The following is a 17,579-nucleotide window of genomic DNA, read 5'->3' as shown; positions in this document are numbered from 1 at the left end:
AAATCAAAAAGATTCAGCATAACTAAATCTTAACGATTGGAATTTCTCTATTAGTAAATTTCTCCCTTCGGTCGAGATGATTCTTTTTGGTCTACAAAATTCATTTATAAACTGTAAATTTGCCGTCTTGAAAATAGCTATCGTCATATTAAACTGGAACGGAAAAAAGTTGCTTGAGCAATTTTTACCTTCTGTCATAACTTTTAGTTCAGAAGAAGCTGAAGTGTATGTTGCAGACAATGCTTCTATAGATGATTCTATTGCATTTGTAAAGCAACATTTTCCTACTGTAAAAATTGTACAGAACTCAGAAAATGGTGGTTATGCAAAAGGTTACAACGATGCGTTACAACATATTGATGCAGATGTATATTGTTTGGTGAATTCTGACATTGAGGTTACCAAGAACTGGTTAACTCCCATTATTGATACTTTTAAAAAGGAACCTAATACGGCAATTATCCAACCGAAGATTTTAGACTTTAAAGATAAATCGAAGTTTGAATATGCAGGTGCTGGTGGTGGCTTTATTGATGCTTTTGGATATCCGTATTGTCGTGGTCGTTTGTTTAGCGACTTAGAAACTGATAACGGACAATTTAACGATACTACTGAAATATTTTGGGCGTCTGGAGCTTGTTTTTTTATCCGCTCTGAAGTTTTTCATCAACTACAAGGTTTTGATGAAGATTTTTTTGCGCATCAAGAAGAGATTGATTTGTGTTGGCGCGTTAAAAATAGTGAGCATACTATAAAATATGTAGGAGCATCCATTGTATATCACGTAGGTGGGGCTACATTAGACACGTTAAACCCGAAGAAAACCTTTTTAAACTTCAGGAATAGTTTACTCAACCTAGTTAAAAACTTACCCTCTGCTAAATTATTCCCAATTATTCTTTCTCGTTTAATCTTAGACGGATTGGCTAGCTTTAAATTTTTATTGGAAGGGAAACCTAACCACTTATTTGCTATTTTAAAAGCTCATTTTAGTTTTTATATGCATGTTCCTAAATTCATAAAAAAGAGAAAAGAATCTCCTAAAAAACCAAATTACTACGAGCACACATCTGCGGTTTGGCAGTATTATGCTAAAGGAAGAAAAAAGTTTACCGAATTACGTTAATTTTTGCTCGTCCTTATAGATATAATAGAGTAAAAAGAAAACTGCTATTCCGCCGAAAGTATGCCATAACCAGTGCGTTCCCATGGGCAATACAACTACTTTATTATCTAATGTCCTAAATAGTAAAGCTATTCCAAAAACTGCTCCTCCATATACAATGTATTTTACATTTCTCCAACGGGTCTTATAAGCATACCATATTAACGGGGTTATTACAGCAAATGCTGTTACTGCATATCCAAACGATGTTCTATATCCTGAAGGTATTGGTAAAAATCGTGGAAAAATAGATACAAAAAGTATAGCTACAATTATCGCTAATCGTTCCCTCCATTTCTTTTTAATTTTTCCTATGAAATAAATAATAGCTCCTAAACATACAATCATGATAGGAACCCAATCTAACAACAACCAAAATTCATGACTTCTTGTACCGTGAAACATGGTACCACCTATCCAACTGATGAATATTACTGGAATGGCAAACAAAAAAAATGGGTATTGTTTAGGGTTTTGATAAATTCTTCTTCCGAAGTATATCAGTAGTGCTATAAAAATTAAGTTGCTAAAAGTATTGAAAGGCTCAACAGGCAATCTGCCTGCTATGGTTTCTTGATATATTGGTCCGCTGTCGTTGGGGAATCTATCCAGTAAAAACATATATCCTTTTTCTATTCTGTACTAAGATAGGGATTGTGTTTTTAATTAAAAAGTGGTTTTGTAAGATTTCAACTAAACTTATTTTATTATTACAAAATATCTAAGCTTCCTTTTCCTTCACGAATTACTTCTGGTTCATCGGTTGTTAAATCGATTACAGTAGATGCATGGTTGTCTCCGTATCCTCCATCAACCACGATATCAACAATATTCTGCCATTTCTCGAAAATTAATTCAGGATCGGTTGTATATTCTAATACTTCATCTTCATCATGAATAGATGTAGATACAATCGGATTTCCTAAAGCTGCTACAATGGCTCTTGCTATATTATTATCGGGTACACGAATACCTACTGTTTTTCGTTTTTTATAAGCTTTTGGTAGTGAATTACTACCAGGTAACACAAAAGTATATGGACCTGGTAAAGCTCTTTTTAAAATTTTATAAGTTGCAGTATCTATTTGCTTTACGTAATCAGATAAATGGCTTAAGTCGTTACAAACAAACGAGAAGTTGGCTTTTTCTGGCTTTACTTTTTTTATTCTTGCTACTTTTTCTAGTGCTTTAGTATTGGTAATATCACAACCTAAACCATAAACAGTATCGGTTGGATATATAACTAACCCTCCATTTTGTAAAACTTTTACAATTTTTTCAATCTCTTTTGGATTGGGGTTGTCATTATACAGTTTTATAAATTGTGCCATAGCTTAGTAATTATCAAAGTCAAAATCGTCTAGGCTTTCAAAGTTATTAAATTCATCATCAATTTCATCATCTATATTTTTTGAAAGATTTTCTGCCTTAAATTCTTTTTCTGGAGCTTGATCTGGGATTTCTCCTACAGATAAGATCATTTTTGTTTCAGTAACTTCTTCATTTGACTGTTCTATTACCTCTACATAAAACGTCCACATTTGTAAGAAATCGTACACATAAATCAACTTATCGTGTTGGTTTGGTAAGGCTTCATGCAAAATACATGTTGCCATTGAAATTCCTTCTCCTGCTTCTGACATATTGAATAAAGGAATTTCTTCACCTTGATTCCAATCTTCATCGGTACGGTAAAAAGATGCCATTTCTTGTCCGTTAAAACCAAACGCTTTTGCAATATCAAAGTGTAGGTTTTCTAATGAAGCTTTTTCGTTTACTAACAGGGTTCGTATTACATCTTCTTTCGTATCTAAAATTACGCGTACTTTATACATTCTATCATTTTTTGTCAGTACAAAAATACGTATTTTTGGGTGATAATTTTTAGTTACCATGAATAAGCAAGCATCTCTTACAGTCTTAAACAGTTACAACAAAAACACCTTGATGGAAACTTTAGAAATAGAGTTTGTTGATGTAGGAGATGATTTTATTACAGCAAAAATGCCTGTGACATCTAAAGTACATCAACCCTATGGAATATTACATGGTGGTGCTACAGCTGCTTTGGCAGAATCTGTTGGTAGTTGTGCTTCTGCATTTTTTTTAAGAGACTCTAATAAAATTATTAAAGGAATTGAACTGAGTATCAATCATGTAAAAAGTAAGCGAGAAGGACATGTTTTTGCTACCGCTAAAGCGATTCATAAAGGTAGAACTACACATTTATGGGAAGTGAGAATTGTTGATGAGGATGATAACTTGATTTCACTTTGTAAGATTACCAATATTGTTTTAGACAAACAATAGCATGAAGTTGCTAAAAAAAATCTTAAAAACCGTTGGAATTGCTCTCTTTGTGCTTTTCCTTGTTTTATATTATTTATTCTGGAATTTTTCTGCTCCTAAATCTGATGTAAAAGTACTTGAAAAATTTTCAGGAAGCTCTGCTACTCCTGTCCTTACTTATGAAAACTTTAAAGGGTTTGAGTACAGAAAACTTTCAATCATAAAAGATACTACCTTACCTACACTGGTTTTTGTTCACGGAACGATAGGTTCTTCTACCGATTTTGTAAAATATATGATGGATAGTGTATTGCTTAGCAAAGCTAATATGATTTCATACGACAGAATTGGTTACAATTATAAAGATAAAAATCCGGTTCAAGAAAGTATTGCTTTTGAGCGTGACATGTTGAAGAACATTTTACATGATATCCCCCCCCATAAAACAACTCTTGTAGGTTATTCTTATGGAGGACCTATTGCCTTAGCTATACAAGAAAAAGTTAGAAAAGTAATTTTGCTGGCTCCTGCTATATATAGTGAAGTAGAACCCATGCCATGGTCTTTAAATTTATATAAATGGAAAATTACTCGATGGTTGGTTCCTCCAATATGGCAAGAAGCGAGCAAAGAAAAGTTATCTCATAAACAAGATTTACAACTATTTGAAAACAACTGGAAATCTACCCCTAACAACATAGTAAGTATTCATGGAACTAATGATTGGATTGTACCTTTTGAAAACTCTTTATTTTTAAAAGAACAGTTTCCTGAAAATCAGTTTGAGTTAATTAGCGTTCCTGATGCTAGTCATGGATTTATTTGGAGTAAATTTGACACGATTAAAGAACATTTAATACAACAATTAGATTGAGTATTTTTTTAAACATAAAAGAAGCCTTCAACAAAGAATTACCTTTTGTTACTTACAGAAAGCCTAACAGTTCTATAATTAAAGGGTGGTTTCAACAAAACAACGATGTAATTACTTCTGAAAATTATAATGAGAGTGGATTTATTTTTGCTCCGTTTGACAGCAGAGAAAAAGCTATTTTAATTCCTAGAAATCAATCTACTTATGTTGAAGAAAAAGTTACTATTGACGATACTCAAACTAACAACACTAATCACGCTCCTGATACAGCTTCCGAAGAGAACCACATTCAACTAGTTGAAAAAGGAATAGCCGCTATTAAAAATCAGCAGTTTAAAAAAGTAGTTCTTTCCAGAAAAGAAAAAATTGAGTTATCAGATTTCAGCCTTATTAATACTTTTCAAAAACTTCTGAATAACTACCCAACAGCTTTTGTATATGTTTGGTGTCATCCTAAAATTGGGTTATGGTTAGGAGCTACCCCAGAAACTTTAGTTAGTATTAAAGATAAAAATTTTACTACTATGGCTTTAGCGGGAACACAAGTTTACAATGGCACAACTAATGTTACTTGGCAGCCAAAAGAATTAGAAGAACAACAATTTGTAACTGACTACATCACTGATAGGTTATCTGATATTTCCTTAAACATTACAACATCTGGTATTGAAACTATAAAAGCGGGTAAGTTACTCCATTTAAGAACCATTATTAATGGAAAGTTAAAAACGAATACTGCTTCTTTAATCAAAAGCTTACATCCTACCCCTGCCGTTTGTGGAATGCCTTTAGAGGCTTCAAAACAATTTATTTTAAATAATGAGAACTATCATAGAAGCTTTTATACAGGTTTTTTAGGAGAATTGAATACAAACAATAAGGAAAGTCATTTATTTGTTAATCTTCGTTGTATGGAGGTTTCTAACAATACTGTGTATATTTATGTTGGAGGTGGAATTACAAACGACAGTAATACTATAAAAGAATGGCAAGAAACAGTAGCAAAAACTACTACTATGAAAAAAGTTTTATAGGAAAAACACCTACTCTACAAAATACTTTACTCCAAAACAAACATAACCTGCTGAAATTCAGTTTTTTTTATTATATTTAGGTGAACTCAAAACTCGCTTTCCTATGAAACAAAAATTACTTAGGATTAACCAGCGTGAAGACAAACTTAATAGTAGAGTGGGTAGAACTTTAACTTATAAGCAGCTGGTTGAATTCGCATCAAAACTACCAAACAAAATAAAATCGCTTATGTAAAAAATAAAACCACCAATTGCTGTGCAACAATTGGCAGTTTTCTAAGTGTAAATTGAATTTGAATTGATTTTTTTCTGCACATTATCATCTCTAAACACAAGTAATATCACTTGTGTTTAGAGTTATGCATAACAGTTTCTTCTGTTAAATATCGTCGAAAGAAACGTCTGTAAAGCTTTCTGTAGAAGCTACTTCTGTAGTTACGTTTTCTTCTTTTTTATAGTCTTTTTGATGACGTTCACTTATAACTTCAGATCCTTTTTCGTTTACAATAAAGTCTGTTGCCTTGTTCAACATCTCTTTAAAATCACTAAAATCCTCTTTATATAAGTAAATTTTATGTTTTTGATAATGAAAAGAACCATCATCATGAGTAAACTTCTTACTCTCAGTCACTGTTAAATAATAATCATCTGCCTTTGTAGATCTAACATCAAAAAAATATGTTCTTCTTCCTGCTCTTAAAACCTGTGAAAAGATTTCCTCTTGTTCTACTCTCTCGCTCATAATTCGTTACTTAAAATAATAGTTGGTTATTTAAATTTTCTCAACAAATCTAACAAAATATTTGACTTGACAATACGAAATGCTATATTTCTTTTTCTAAAAGCTGTTGTTCGTATAAATCTTTATAATACCCTTTTTCTTTTACTAATTGATTGTGAACACCTTGCTGAATAATCTTTCCTTCATCTAATATTATTATTTTATCTGCATTTTTTGCAGATGATACCCTATGGCTTATTATTATCGTTGTTTTATCACTAGAAACTCTTTCTAAATTTGATAAAATTTTCTCTTCAGTCTCAGTATCTACAGCTGATAGACAATCGTCAAAAATTAAAATTTTAGGATCTTTTATAATGGCTCTTGCTATAGAAGTTCGTTGCTTTTGCCCTCCAGAAAGCGTAACACCACGCTCTCCTAAAATAGTTTTATAGCCTTGTTTAAAATCGATAATATTATCGTGTATAACCGCGTTTTTGGCTGCTTCTATAATTTCTTCTTCTGTAGCGTCTTCTTTTCCAAATTTTATATTGTTTTCAATGGTATCTGAAAACAAGAACGGTTCTTGCGGCACAAAACCAATTTGATTTCTTAGATCATATAAATTGCAGGTTTTAATATCTTTTCCGTCCATTAATACAGTCCCTCCTGTAGCATCATACAAACGTGAAACTAAGTTGATTATAGATGACTTACCACTTCCTGTTTTTCCTAATATTGCTAGTGTTTCTCCTTTTTCTACCTTAAAACTTACATCTTTTAACGCTGTGATATTTGTGTCTTCATAGGCTAAAGAAACATGATTAAACTCAATATCTCCTTCAATGATAGTTTCTCCTTCATTTGCATTTTCAATTTCAGGAACTTGTTCTAAAAATTCATTAATTCTTTCTTGAGAAGCTTCAGCCTGCTGCACCATTGAAGTTACCCAACCAACTACAGCTACTGGCCATGTTAAAATATTTACATACATAACAAAAGCACCAATGGCTCCAACTTTAATTTCTTCATTAATATATAAAGTACCACCAACATACAAAACAATGATATTACTAATTCCTATTAATAAAATCATTAATGGAAAAAATAACGCTTGTACTTTATATAGGTTTATATTTTTATCTTTACTAGCATCTGCCAACGTATCGAAGTTATTAATCACAGCGCTTTCTATTGCATATGATTTTACTACATTAATACCAGAGAAAAACTCCTGATTAAACGTTGTTAATTTTGAAAGGTATTGCTGAACTACTGTACTTCGTTTATTAATTTGCTTGCTTAAAATAAATACTGATACTGATAAAACAGGAAAAGGTATCATTGTATACAAGGTGAGCTTTGGTGATATTGCATACATTTGAGTAAAACCGACTGCAAAAGACACTAACATATTTAATGAATACATGATGGCTGGTCCAAAATACATACGAACTTTAGAAACATCTTCACTAATACGGTTCATTAAATCACCAGTTCTATTTTGTTTGTAAAAATTAAGTGACAGTCGTTGATATTGCTGATAAATTTCATTTTTTAAATCAAACTCTATTAATCGAGACATTACAATTATAGTTTGACGCATTAAGAATGTAAAGAAACCACCTAACAGTGTTACCCCTACTATAAGCAAAATATTTGTAAAAAGGATGCTTTTAACTTCTGAAATTTCAGTTATTTTACCTAATTGATAATCTTCCACAACATTTAAAGAAGTTAACACATAATTAGGCACTTTTAATGTAAATATTTTAGCTAATACAGTTATAAAAACTCCTAATAATAACCTCCATTTGTATTTAACAAAGTACTTGTTTAAGTATTGTAATGCTTTCAATTCTATTTTATTATAAAAATTAAACTTTATAAAAGGGTCTTGTTAAAGATACCTTAATTGAGACCTCTTTTTTTGCTTATGTTTTAACGATTTCTTACTTTTGTCATCTAATTTTTGAGATTACCCAAATCATCTCAAATAAAAAAACAAAACAAATGACATCAGAAATCATTGATACTAAAGATCTTAAGAATGACCCAGTGTTCGGTCAGTTATCTTTTGACAATCACGAGCAAATCGTTTTTTGCAACGACGAAGATACAGGTTTAAAAGCAATTATCGGTATCCACAATACAACTTTAGGGCCTGCTTTAGGAGGTACTAGAATGTGGCAATATAGAAGTGAATGGGAAGCTTTAAACGATGTGTTACGTTTGTCTCGTGGTATGACTTACAAATCTGCTGTTACTGGATTAAACCTTGGAGGTGGTAAAGCAGTTATTATTGGTGATGCTAAAACTCAAAAAAATGACGCTTTAATGCGTAAATTTGGTGAGTTTGTTAATTCTTTAAGTGGAAAATATATTACTGCTGAAGATGTAGGAATGGAAACCCGTGACATGGATATAATCCGTGAAGTTACTCCACATGTAACAGGTGTTTCTGAAAGTATTGGAGGCTCTGGAAACCCTTCTCCTGTAACAGCTTATGGTGTTTACATGGGAATGAAAGCTGCTGCAAAACACAAGTTTGGAACTGATAATTTAGATGGTAAAAAAGTATTAGTTCAAGGTGTTGGTCATGTTGGAGAAACTTTAGTGAAGCACATTACCGACGAAGGAGCTCAAGTTGTTTTAAACGATATTAACGAGGCTCGTTTAGAAGAATTAAGTAAAAAATATGGTGCAAACGTAGTGTTAGGAAATGACATTTTTGGATTAGATGTTGATATTTACGCTCCGTGTGCTTTAGGTGCTACTATTAATGATGAAAGTATCGCTCAATTAAAAGCTAAGGTAATTGCAGGTGCTGCTAACAACCAATTAGCAAATGAATTAAAACACGGTACAATGTTAAAAGAAAAGGGAATTGCTTATGCTCCTGATTTCTTAATTAACGCTGGTGGAATTATTAATGTATATGCTGAAGTTGTTGGTTACGATAAAGCTGAAAGCTTAAAAAGAACTGAAAACATTTACAATACTACATTAGAAATTTTCAATTTATCAGAAAAAGAGAATATCACTACACATCAAGCTGCTTTCAATATTGCACAAGCAAGAATTGATGCTCGCAAAAAAGAGCAAAATAGCTAGATAAAAAATAAAAAAGTTTTACTTTTGCAGAGCGTTAGAAATAGTTTCTATCGCTCTTTTTTTTAAAGTTCTTTAAAATGATTAACAGAAGACATATTCGTGTTAAAGTAATGCAGTCGGTTTATGCGATGCAGCAATCGCATAGCGATGATTTAGTTAAGGAAGAAAAATTCTTAAAACACAGCATTCAAAAAATGTACGATTTGTACGTTTTAAACCTTCAATTATTAGTTGAAGTACAAAAATTAGCTCGTAAGAGAATAGAGCTTTCTAAAAAGAAAATACTAGCTACAAAAGAGGAACTCAACCCAAATACAAAATTTATAGACAATAAACTTTTAAACTCACTTAATGAAAGTGTAAGTTTAGAAGGGTATGTTGAGCTTAACAAGCTTAATTATTGGGATCTTGATGATGAGTATGTAAAAATCTTATTAGATGAATTACAAAGAAGTGACCTTTACAAAAAGTACATGGACACTGTTGAAAACTCTTACAACATAGATAAAGCCTTTGTCATTGACTTTTTTAGAGATATAGTAGCCCCTAATGAAAAGTTAGCTGATTATTTTGAAGATCAAATGATTTCTTGGGTTGATGATATTCCTTTTGTAAATACTTGGATTCTTAAATCTTTAAACAAACAAAAAGCAAATAAGCCTTTCATATTAGGTAGTTTGTATAAAGACAATGATGATAAAGTTTTTGTTTCTGATTTATTTACAAAAACAATGTTACATCAACACAAATACGAAGAGGACATTAAAGAGAAAACTCCTAACTGGGAAGCTGATAGGATTGCTGATATTGATATGATTATTATTAAAATGGCTATTACAGAATTTTTACACTTCCCTTCAATTCCAAGTAGAGTTACCATAAATGAATATATTGAGTTAGCAAAAGATTATTCAACAAACAAAAGTGGTTACTTTATTAATGGAGTTTTAGATAAATTAGCCAAAGACTACCTAAGTTCAAATAAGATGGTTAAAATAGGTAGAGGTTTATTATAATAAATTAGTATTTTTACAACAAACTAAAAATATTTTAAAATGAAGAAAATAGCAGTAATGGTAGCATTTGTTGTTTCTGCAGGAATGTTAGTTTCGTGCGGACAGGAGAATGCTTCATCAAAAGTTAAAAAAGAAAATCTTGAAAAAGCAGAAAAAAGAGATAGCTCTATAGGTTTAGGAGCTCCTGTGATTTCTTTCGATAAAGAAGAATTTGACTTTGGTACTGTTAACGAAGGTGAAGTTGTTAAAACCACTTTCGTAGTAACAAATACTGGTAAGAGTGATTTAATTATTACAAATGCGCAGGCATCTTGTGGTTGTACTGTTCCTGAATGGCCAAAAGAAGCTATTGCTCCTGGTAAAACAGGAAATATTAAAGTTAGCTTCAATACCAATGGTAGAGTTAACAAACAATCTAAATCTATTACTTTAACTACCAACACAGAAAAAGGAAGAGAAATTATTAAAATTTCTGGAATGGTAACCCCAAAAAACAATAACTCATAATGTTCGAAACTATCTTCTTACAAGCTAGCTCTCAAGAAAGCTTAATGAATATGCTTCCTTTTGTAGCAATGATTGCTGTTTTTTACTTTTTAATTATTCGTCCACAAATGAGACGTCAAAAAAAAGAAAAACTATTTCAAGCAGAAATTAAAAAAGGAGCTAAAATAGTTACCACTAGTGGAATTCATGGTAAAATTGTAGAAATTAATGATACCGATAACACCGTTACTATTGAAACAGGAGCTGGTAAAATAAAGTTTGAACGTTCAGCCATTTCTATGGAAATGAGTAAAAAACATACTTCAGAAGCTAAAAAATAAAAGAGATTTATTTTATTATAAAAAAAGTGGGCTTAAGAGCCCACTTTTTTCTTTTTTTAGTAGATTGCACTAATAAACAATTTCTTGAAAACAAAATTTAACATACCTAAAACATTTTTTGGCTTTTTAACCGTATCTATATTTTTCTGGTTGCTTATTAATTTATCAAAGGAGTATAATACAACTATAGTATATGATATTGAATACACACAACTTCCGCAACAAAAAACATTAATAGAAACACCAATAAAAAAAATTCCTTTAAAATTAAAAAGTAGTGGATACAATCTTTTAATTACTAGTATTAACCATACCCCCATTAAACTAGACCTAAAAAAAGCTTCAAAAAAAAGGGGTACAAATTACTATTTTTTATCGAAAAACCTTTTTAATGAAATTCAAGAACAACTAAAATCAAATATTGAATTAATTAAAATAGAAAAAGACACCATTCCTTTAAAAATTGGTTTTCTCAGCTCAAAAAAAGTTCCCTTAAAACCAAATTTAAACATTTCTTTTCAGCTAGGATATGACTTTTCTAAACCCATAACAATTGTACCTGACAGTGTTTTGATCTCTGGTGATGAAGCCTATGTTACTGAGACTAATTTTTTAAATTTAAAAAACATTACATTAGAAAACTTATCTAAAAATACTAGTATCAATTCTTCTATTATTTTACCCAAAGACTTAAAGCTTAAATTGAGTCATTCTACTGCACAAATTAACATTGCTGTTGATAAATTTACAGAAGGTGAAATTGAAGTTCCTATTTTTGTTAAAAATGCACCCAAAGGAATTAATATATTCCCCAAAAAGGTTAAGGTTATATACAAAGTGGGCTTGCAAAACTTTAATGACATTACCTCCGATTTATTTATAGTTGAATGTGATTATTTACAATCTAAAAAAAAAGAAATAAACTATCTTATTCCTAAAATAAAAGACATCCCTAAAACGGTAGATTTAGTGAGAATAGTTCCAGAAAAAGTTGATTTTTTAATATACAAATAGCATGGTAATAGGTTTAACAGGAGGAATTGGTAGTGGAAAATCTACTGTAATTAATATCTTTTCAGAATTTGAAAATATTGCTATTTATATTGCTGATGATGAAGCCAAAAAGTTAATGAACACATCAAAAAGAATAAAAGAACAATTAATCACTGAATTTGGGGAGGAAGTATATATAAACCACAAACTAAATAGGTCTTATTTAGCCTCAATAGTTTTTAATAACAAGAAAAAGTTAGCTATTCTTAATGCCATTGTACACCCTGCTGTTAACAAACATTTGCAACAGTTCTTAAAAAAAAATAGTATTAAAGATTATATATTATACGAAAATGCAATTCTTTTCGAAAACGGAAGTGACTCTTTTTGTGATAAAATAATTACAGTAACCGCTCCAGAGCATATAAGAATTGAACGCGTTATCAAAAGAGATAGGACTACAATACAAGAGGTAAAAAATAGAATTAAAAACCAATGGAGTGAAACAAAAAAAATACTACAATCTAATTATTTAATTAACAATATTTCACTATTAAAAACAAAAGATGAAGTATTAAAAATCCATAATTATTTAACAAAAAGTAGAAAATAATTTACGTTTCAATAACCTTTTATGTTAAAATTGTCTTAATTTTATAGTAAGTTTGTTAATCTAAGTTAAAAGATTATACGCCTAAAATTTATTAATTTATTTTTGAGTAATGGGCAAGAAAATTTTTATTCTCATTGTTGTTTTAATGAGTATTTCTCTAATAGGTATCATCTCCATTCAAGTATATTGGATAAATGATGCTATTAAAAATAAAAAGGAACAATTTAAAAATAATGTAAAAATTGCTTTAGCTCGTACCTCCGAAAATATTAAGGAAAGAGAGTATTTAGAATTTAAGCAAAATTATAAAGATTATTTTGAAAACAATAAACTCAGAACAGACGCAGAAATAACAACTTTTCTTTTTCAACAAGTTGATACTGTAAGTAAAAAAAAGTTTTCATTTGGTAGTACTATTTTAGAAGAAAGTATTAAAATGCCTAATGAGTTTGTTGATAATGATTCTATCATTATAAAACGTTACTCAGGAAAAGAAGATATTTATTTTTCACAAATAATAAAATCTGAAAACAAAGATTTTAAACCTTTTTTAGACGAAAATCGTTATTCTTCTTTCAGAACATATAACACATGGAATGATGAAGTTATGGAACATGCTTTTAGAAGAAGTAAAGCTGTGTTTCCTATTAATCAAAGAATAAGTAATAAGGAGCTAAGTAATACTTTAGAGGAAGAGTTTGCTAAAATGAATATTACACAAGATTTTAAATATGTTGTTTATGAAGATGGTTTAGCAACTCAATTAAAATCTGGGTATTTTAATATACAACCAGAGGATATTAATTACCCTTTACTAGAAGATGAAGACGGAAATAGCAATTATAAGCTATATGTTAAGTTTCCTAATGAAAAAAAGAACCTGTTATCAGGTATGATGAAAATATTGATACTATCTTTATTTTTTATAGGAATTATTATTGCTGCTTTTTCCACCTCATTGTATCAGTTAATTCGCCAAAAAAAGATTTCTGAAATAAAAACAGATTTCATTAACAATATGACACATGAGTTTAAAACACCTATTGCTACCATAAACTTGGCTTTAGATGCTATTAAAAACCCAAGAATTATATCAGATGAAGAAAAGGTGAAACGGTATGTTCAAATGATTCGTGATGAAAACAAACGAATGCACGGGCAGGTAGAAAATGTATTACGAATTTCAAGGTTAGAAAAAAATCAAATAGAAATTAGTAAGGATGCAGTAGACATGCACGATATAATTGAAGAAGCTGTTGAACATATACAACTATTAACTGATGATAAAAAAGGAAGTGTTACAACGCACCTCAAAGCTATTTCTTCTGAAGTACTTGGTAATCAATTTCATCTAACAAATGTAGTTGTTAACATGTTGGAAAATGCTTTAAAATATTCTGAAAGTGCACCTAAAATAGATGTATTTTCTGAAAACACAAATAAATACTTTATCTTTAAAATTAAAGACGAAGGTATAGGAATGAGCAGAAATGCTCAAAAGTATGTGTTCGATAAATTTTATAGAGAACATAAAGGGAATATACACAATGTAAAAGGTCATGGATTAGGTTTAGCTTATGTAAAAGAAATCATAGACAGTCACCAAGGCACCGTTTACGTTGAAAGTGAAAAAGGGAAAGGAAGCACATTTACAGTTAAATTACCATTAATATAAAATATTAAGAAATGGGGAGTAAAAAAATATTATTAGTAGAAGACGATCCTAATTTTGGAACAGTTCTTAAAGATTATTTAGCATTAAATGATTACAATGTTACACATGCTAAAGACGGAATAGATGGTTTAATTATGTTTAAAAATGCAGAATATGACTTATGTATTTTAGATGTAATGATGCCACGTAAAGATGGTTTTTCTTTAGCTGAAGACATTCGTTCAACTAACAAAGAAATTCCTATTATCTTCTTAACTGCAAAAACATTAAAAGAAGATGTTTTAAAAGGGTATCAAGTTGGTGCAGACGATTACTTAAATAAACCTTTTGATTCTGAAGTTTTATTACATAAAATTAAAGCAATTTTACAACGTAAAGAAACAGAAAAGACAAACGACAGTGATGAATTTGAGTTTAAAATTGGGTCTTTTGATTTTAACTCTAAACTACGTCATTTAATATATAAAGGTGGAGAACCTCAAAAGTTATCACCTAAAGAAAGTAAACTTTTACGAATGTTAGCTGTGCATAAAAATGACTTAATGCCACGTGAATTGGCGTTGACAAAGATTTGGCGAGATGACAACTATTTTACTTCTCGTAGTATGGATGTATACATTGCTAAACTTCGTAAATACCTGAAGAATGATGAAAATGTAGAAATTTTAAATATACATGGTGAAGGATTTAGGTTAATTGATAACAAATAATGTCATTTTAAATAAGAAAAGCTTAGGGTTTACCTAAGCTTTTTTTATTATCTATCCTATTTGTTTTCTAACTATGCTCTAATGATTTATCAACAGTACTGTACTTTCCGTTATAACTCCCTGTTACTACACTTCCATTAGCCTTTTTAACTTTGAATTCTAATGAAATATTAGTTTCATTAATTGAATTTATAGTTAAAGTAACTTCATCTCCTGTTTCATACTCCATTAACAATTGCTCATTATCATACTCTCCTAAAAACTCTCCATCCGTCATAAATTCATACCATAAACTGTCTGTTGTATAAGTTTTTGAAGTTAAGCTTTTATCACGAACAGTAATTGTAAATAAATCCACCTCAGTTAAAGCTGTACCAGAGTTTCGAGCAGCTTCTATATCTTCTTCAGTAACATTCAATAAGTGTAAGAATACAGAAGGCGTATCTCCTTTCATGAATTTCTCTACCAAAATTGATTCTATCGAATAATTTTCACCTTCAATTATAAATTGATTTGGTGTTTCTTGAACATCATCAGATGAACAGCTTACATAAAAAACAGTTGTTAAAATAATTGCTAATAAGTAGTTTATTTTTTTCATAATTGTATAATTTGACATGCAAAACTACCTTAGTTTTAAAGCATCTAGTTAAATTTACTTCTGAATATATCATGCATTTTTCTAAAAAGCTAAACTTTCCTTTTAAACTATTTTCTACTACTTTTTTTATACATTGTAACAATAATTTACATCAATCGTCAAATACATATAATCAACAAAAACCAAAATAGCTTGGAAACAATTTTATCTATTCGAAACCTCGATAAAAAATACGGAAAAGTTCATGCCGTAAACAATCTTTCCTTCGATATACAAAAAGGCACAGTGTACGGAATTTTAGGACCTAACGGAAGTGGTAAATCTACTACTTTAGGTATTATTTTAAATGTAGTAAACAAAACCTCAGGGAGTTTTAGCTGGTTCAATGGAAACTTATCTACACATGAAGCATTAAAAAAAGTAGGAGCTATCATTGAACGCCCTAATTTTTACCCCTACATGAGCGCCGTTCAAAACTTGCAGTTAATTTGTAAAATTAAAGGAGTTTCGTACGATAAAATTGAAGAAAAACTCAAGATTGTTAATCTTTTTGAACGTAGAAATAGTAAATTTAAAACTTACTCTTTAGGAATGAAACAGCGCTTAGCTATCGCTTCTGCCCTATTAAATGATCCAGAAATTTTGATTTTGGACGAACCTACAAACGGACTTGACCCACAAGGAATACACGAGATTCGTCAAATAATTAAAGAAATTGCTAAAAATGGCACTACAATTTTACTAGCCTCTCACTTACTCGATGAAGTAGAAAAAGTATGTTCTCATGTAGTCGTAATAAGAAATGGTATAAAATTATATAGCGGTAGAGTTGATGAGATGACTGCTTCCAATGGTTTTTTTGAACTTCAAGCAGATAATCAAGAAATACTTACTCAGCTTTTAGAAAATCATCCAGCAATAGGAAACATCAAAGAAGAAAATGGAATTTTAGTAGCTAGTCTAGCTTCAGAATTATCTGCTTCAGAAATTAATACATTTTTATTTGACAAAGGAATTTCTCTTTCTCACTTAGTGAAACGTAAACCTAGTTTAGAGCAACAATTCTTAGACCTTACCAACAATCAATAAACTTACACCATGTTACGACTTTTAAATATAGAAATTCATAAATTAAAATATAACAGAGCTAGTAAAGTTCTTTCAATTATCTATTTCGCATTATTAACCTCTATTGCTTTAATTGCAGCAATAAAGTTTGATATTGGCCCCATTAAATTTCATTTAGCTGAACAAGGAATTTTTAATTTTCCATATATCTGGCACTTTAACACATATATGGCTGCCATATTTAAATTCTTTTTACTACTAGTTATTGTTTCCATGATGGCGAACGAGTACAGTTATAAAACGTTAAAACAAAACTTAATAGACGGTTTAAGTAAAAAGGAATTTATTCTATCAAAATTTTATACCGTTATAGCTTTTGCTTTTATTTCAACCATCTTTGTTTTTATTGTCTCTTTAATTCTTGGAGCTGTATATTCTGATTTTAATGAAATAGCCATCATATTTTCAGACTTAGATTATTTATTCGCTTTCTTCGTAAAATTATTAGGTTTTTTCTCCTTTGGATTGTTTTTAGGTGTCTTGATTAAACGCTCTGCATTTGCTGTTGCTGCCATGATTGTTTGGTTAATTATAGAAAGTTTAATTAAAGGATATTTATACTGGACTTTTAGAAACGTAAAAACGGGGGTTGATGAAGCTGTAAATTCAATCATGCAATTTTTCCCGCTAGAGTCTATGGCTAATTTAATTAAAGAACCATTTACAAGATTAGGTGCAGTAAAATCAGTAGCTAATCAAATAGGAGAAAATTTCACTAAAGACTATTCTGTTAGCCTTTTCAATATAGCTATTGTATTAATTTGGACTGCTATTTTTATTTACTCATCATATGCTTTGTTAAAAAAACGAGATTTATAG

General features: G+C 30.2%; 20 protein-coding genes. 14 read left to right on the top strand and 6 right to left on the bottom strand.

Translation table 11 applies throughout. The features are described from left to right. Window positions 1-127 precede the first annotated feature (127 nt). Window positions 128-1,126 carry a glycosyltransferase family 2 protein gene (locus NH341_RS14950; protein WP_253057424.1) on the top strand — a complete coding sequence of 333 codons (999 nt, stop codon included), beginning with the start codon at window positions 128-130 and terminating at the stop codon, window positions 1,124-1,126. Here NH341_RS14950 and NH341_RS14945 read toward each other — a convergent pair. The 3 genes from NH341_RS14945 to NH341_RS14935 form a co-directional block, all read right to left on the bottom strand. Then, a complete protein-coding gene (locus tag NH341_RS14945; protein ID WP_253057422.1) occupies window positions 1,118-1,786 on the bottom strand; it encodes a ceramidase domain-containing protein in 669 nt (222 codons plus the stop codon). The genes NH341_RS14950 and NH341_RS14945 overlap by 9 nt on opposite strands. Before the next feature lie 89 nt (window positions 1,787-1,875). Beyond that, window positions 1,876-2,496, bottom strand: coding sequence for an L-threonylcarbamoyladenylate synthase (locus tag NH341_RS14940; RefSeq protein WP_253057420.1), 621 nt, complete (start codon window positions 2,494-2,496; stop codon window positions 1,876-1,878). A gap of 3 nt (window positions 2,497-2,499) precedes the next feature. Continuing rightward, the gene (locus NH341_RS14935; RefSeq protein WP_253057418.1) at window positions 2,500-3,000 is read right to left on the bottom strand and encodes a plasmid pRiA4b ORF-3 family protein; all 501 of its coding nucleotides are present in this window, start codon (window positions 2,998-3,000) and stop codon (window positions 2,500-2,502) included. A 58-nt stretch (window positions 3,001-3,058) separates the two neighbouring features. Here NH341_RS14935 and NH341_RS14930 point away from each other — a divergent pair, with 58 nt between their 5' ends. The 3 genes from NH341_RS14930 to NH341_RS14920 are packed head-to-tail and all read left to right on the top strand — an operon-like array spanning window position 3,059 to window position 5,362. Continuing rightward, the gene (locus NH341_RS14930) at window positions 3,059-3,475 is read left to right on the top strand and encodes a PaaI family thioesterase (protein WP_073181248.1); all 417 of its coding nucleotides are present in this window, start codon (window positions 3,059-3,061) and stop codon (window positions 3,473-3,475) included. Window position 3,476: 1 nt separating this feature from the next. After that, complete coding sequence (locus NH341_RS14925; RefSeq protein ID WP_253057416.1) at window positions 3,477-4,328, top strand: alpha/beta fold hydrolase; 852 nt, start codon at window positions 3,477-3,479, stop codon at window positions 4,326-4,328. Then, window positions 4,325-5,362, top strand: coding sequence for a chorismate-binding protein (locus NH341_RS14920; RefSeq protein WP_253057414.1), 1,038 nt, complete (start codon window positions 4,325-4,327; stop codon window positions 5,360-5,362). Before NH341_RS14925 ends, NH341_RS14920 begins: the two co-directional genes overlap by 4 nt. Window positions 5,363-5,741: 379 nt before the next feature. Here the strand turns inward: NH341_RS14920 and NH341_RS14915 are convergent, their stop codons facing one another. Together NH341_RS14915 and NH341_RS14910 are read right to left on the bottom strand one after the other, a co-directional pair. Then, window positions 5,742-6,104, bottom strand: coding sequence for a PUR family DNA/RNA-binding protein (locus tag NH341_RS14915; protein WP_047789260.1), 363 nt, complete (start codon window positions 6,102-6,104; stop codon window positions 5,742-5,744). A gap of 82 nt (window positions 6,105-6,186) precedes the next feature. Next, window positions 6,187-7,941: an ABC transporter ATP-binding protein gene (locus NH341_RS14910; RefSeq protein WP_253057412.1), complete on the bottom strand. Its 1,755-nt coding sequence runs from the start codon at window positions 7,939-7,941 to the stop codon at window positions 6,187-6,189. Window positions 7,942-8,096: 155 nt separating this feature from the next. On the opposite strand from NH341_RS14910, the gene NH341_RS14905 reads away from it, so the two are divergent. The 8 genes from NH341_RS14905 (at window position 8,097) to NH341_RS14870 (ending at window position 15,031) form a co-directional block, all read left to right on the top strand. Next, window positions 8,097-9,197 carry a Glu/Leu/Phe/Val dehydrogenase gene (locus NH341_RS14905; RefSeq protein WP_159492469.1) on the top strand — a complete coding sequence of 367 codons (1,101 nt, stop codon included), beginning with the start codon at window positions 8,097-8,099 and terminating at the stop codon, window positions 9,195-9,197. A gap of 77 nt (window positions 9,198-9,274) precedes the next feature. Continuing rightward, window positions 9,275-10,213, top strand: coding sequence for a transcription antitermination factor NusB (nusB, locus tag NH341_RS14900; protein WP_159492470.1), 939 nt, complete (start codon window positions 9,275-9,277; stop codon window positions 10,211-10,213). A gap of 39 nt (window positions 10,214-10,252) precedes the next feature. After that, window positions 10,253-10,720, top strand: coding sequence for a DUF1573 domain-containing protein (locus NH341_RS14895; protein ID WP_253057410.1), 468 nt, complete (start codon window positions 10,253-10,255; stop codon window positions 10,718-10,720). After that, window positions 10,720-11,040: a preprotein translocase subunit YajC gene (gene yajC / locus NH341_RS14890; RefSeq protein WP_047789265.1), complete on the top strand. Its 321-nt coding sequence runs from the start codon at window positions 10,720-10,722 to the stop codon at window positions 11,038-11,040. Before NH341_RS14895 ends, yajC begins: the two co-directional genes overlap by 1 nt. A gap of 84 nt (window positions 11,041-11,124) precedes the next feature. Further along, window positions 11,125-12,054, top strand: coding sequence for a hypothetical protein (locus tag NH341_RS14885; RefSeq protein WP_047789266.1), 930 nt, complete (start codon window positions 11,125-11,127; stop codon window positions 12,052-12,054). A gap of 1 nt (window position 12,055) precedes the next feature. Continuing rightward, on the top strand, window positions 12,056-12,646 hold the full coding sequence (gene coaE / locus NH341_RS14880; RefSeq protein ID WP_047789267.1) for a dephospho-CoA kinase: 591 nt from the start codon (window positions 12,056-12,058) through the stop codon (window positions 12,644-12,646). 109 nt (window positions 12,647-12,755) lie between these two features. After that, a complete protein-coding gene (locus NH341_RS14875) occupies window positions 12,756-14,321 on the top strand; it encodes a sensor histidine kinase KdpD (RefSeq protein ID WP_047789268.1) in 1,566 nt (521 codons plus the stop codon). A gap of 11 nt (window positions 14,322-14,332) precedes the next feature. Further along, on the top strand, window positions 14,333-15,031 hold the full coding sequence (locus NH341_RS14870) for a response regulator transcription factor (protein ID WP_047789269.1): 699 nt from the start codon (window positions 14,333-14,335) through the stop codon (window positions 15,029-15,031). 67 nt (window positions 15,032-15,098) lie between these two features. Here NH341_RS14870 and NH341_RS14865 read toward each other — a convergent pair whose 3' ends face one another. Continuing rightward, window positions 15,099-15,632: a hypothetical protein gene (locus NH341_RS14865; protein ID WP_253057408.1), complete on the bottom strand. Its 534-nt coding sequence runs from the start codon at window positions 15,630-15,632 to the stop codon at window positions 15,099-15,101. A 192-nt stretch (window positions 15,633-15,824) separates the two neighbouring features. On the opposite strand from NH341_RS14865, the gene NH341_RS14860 reads away from it, so the two are divergent. Both NH341_RS14860 and NH341_RS14855 read left to right on the top strand, forming a co-directional pair. Further along, a complete protein-coding gene (locus NH341_RS14860; RefSeq protein WP_047789271.1) occupies window positions 15,825-16,721 on the top strand; it encodes an ABC transporter ATP-binding protein in 897 nt (298 codons plus the stop codon). Window positions 16,722-16,730: 9 nt separating this feature from the next. Further along, window positions 16,731-17,579 carry an ABC transporter permease gene (locus NH341_RS14855; RefSeq protein WP_253057406.1) on the top strand — a complete coding sequence of 283 codons (849 nt, stop codon included), beginning with the start codon at window positions 16,731-16,733 and terminating at the stop codon, window positions 17,577-17,579.

It is taken from the genome of Tenacibaculum sp. XPcli2-G (assembly GCF_024124505.1).
GTDB classification, from domain to species: Bacteria; Bacteroidota; Bacteroidia; order Flavobacteriales; family Flavobacteriaceae; genus Polaribacter; species Polaribacter mesophilus.
This window is presented reverse-complemented; position numbering and strand designations above follow the sequence as displayed.

Bases quoted from the DNA above. Each gene is read 5' to 3' on its own strand.
- NH341_RS14945 (WP_253057422.1), bottom strand. From the start codon at position 1,786: ATGTTTTTACTGGATAGATTCCCCAACGACAGCGGACCAATATATCAA.
- NH341_RS14940 (WP_253057420.1), bottom strand. From the start codon at position 2,496: ATGGCACAATTTATAAAACTGTATAATGACAACCCCAATCCAAAAGAG.
- NH341_RS14935 (WP_253057418.1), bottom strand. From the start codon at position 3,000: ATGTATAAAGTACGCGTAATTTTAGATACGAAAGAAGATGTAATACGA.
- NH341_RS14930 (WP_073181248.1), top strand. From the start codon at position 3,059: ATGAATAAGCAAGCATCTCTTACAGTCTTAAACAGTTACAACAAAAAC.
- NH341_RS14925 (WP_253057416.1), top strand. From the start codon at position 3,477: ATGAAGTTGCTAAAAAAAATCTTAAAAACCGTTGGAATTGCTCTCTTT.
- NH341_RS14915 (WP_047789260.1), bottom strand. From the start codon at position 6,104: ATGAGCGAGAGAGTAGAACAAGAGGAAATCTTTTCACAGGTTTTAAGA.
- NH341_RS14905 (WP_159492469.1), top strand. From the start codon at position 8,097: ATGACATCAGAAATCATTGATACTAAAGATCTTAAGAATGACCCAGTG.
- nusB (WP_159492470.1), top strand. From the start codon at position 9,275: ATGATTAACAGAAGACATATTCGTGTTAAAGTAATGCAGTCGGTTTAT.
- NH341_RS14895 (WP_253057410.1), top strand. From the start codon at position 10,253: ATGAAGAAAATAGCAGTAATGGTAGCATTTGTTGTTTCTGCAGGAATG.
- yajC (WP_047789265.1), top strand. From the start codon at position 10,720: ATGTTCGAAACTATCTTCTTACAAGCTAGCTCTCAAGAAAGCTTAATG.
- coaE (WP_047789267.1), top strand. From the start codon at position 12,056: ATGGTAATAGGTTTAACAGGAGGAATTGGTAGTGGAAAATCTACTGTA.
- NH341_RS14875 (WP_047789268.1), top strand. From the start codon at position 12,756: ATGGGCAAGAAAATTTTTATTCTCATTGTTGTTTTAATGAGTATTTCT.
- NH341_RS14870 (WP_047789269.1), top strand. From the start codon at position 14,333: ATGGGGAGTAAAAAAATATTATTAGTAGAAGACGATCCTAATTTTGGA.
- NH341_RS14865 (WP_253057408.1), bottom strand. From the start codon at position 15,632: ATGAAAAAAATAAACTACTTATTAGCAATTATTTTAACAACTGTTTTT.
- NH341_RS14855 (WP_253057406.1), top strand. From the start codon at position 16,731: ATGTTACGACTTTTAAATATAGAAATTCATAAATTAAAATATAACAGA.